General features: G+C 63.3%; 1 protein-coding gene. It reads left to right on the plus strand.

Annotated features, from left to right (window positions below; genetic code table 11):
• On the plus strand, window positions 1-327 hold a 327-nt coding region (locus AACY19_RS27550), incomplete at both ends, for an RHS domain-containing protein (protein ID WP_339454658.1).

The following is a 327-nucleotide window of genomic DNA, read 5'->3' on the forward strand; positions in this document are numbered from 1 at the left end:
GCATCCGCAAAACCGTCGACGGCGAAATCACCGAGTTCTTCTGGCAAGGCGACCACCTCGTCGCCGAAAGCAGCCCGACCCATCACCGCAGCTACGTCTACGAACCCGGCACCTTCCGCCCGCTGGCCTTGCTCGACGGCAAAGGCCCGAAAAAGGCTTGCCCGTTCTACTACCAACTCGACCACCTCGGCACCCCGCAAGAACTCACCGACTACAGCGGCGACATCGTCTGGTCGGCGCAATACGACGCCTACGGCAAAGTCGCCGCGATCACCCTCGCCGGCGAGGACTACCTGGACCAGCCGCTGCGCTTTCAGGGGCAGTATT

Origin of the sequence: Pseudomonas sp. EA_5y_Pfl2_R50 (assembly GCF_963970475.1) — a bacterium.
Lineage (GTDB): Bacteria > Pseudomonadota > Gammaproteobacteria > Pseudomonadales > Pseudomonadaceae > Aquipseudomonas.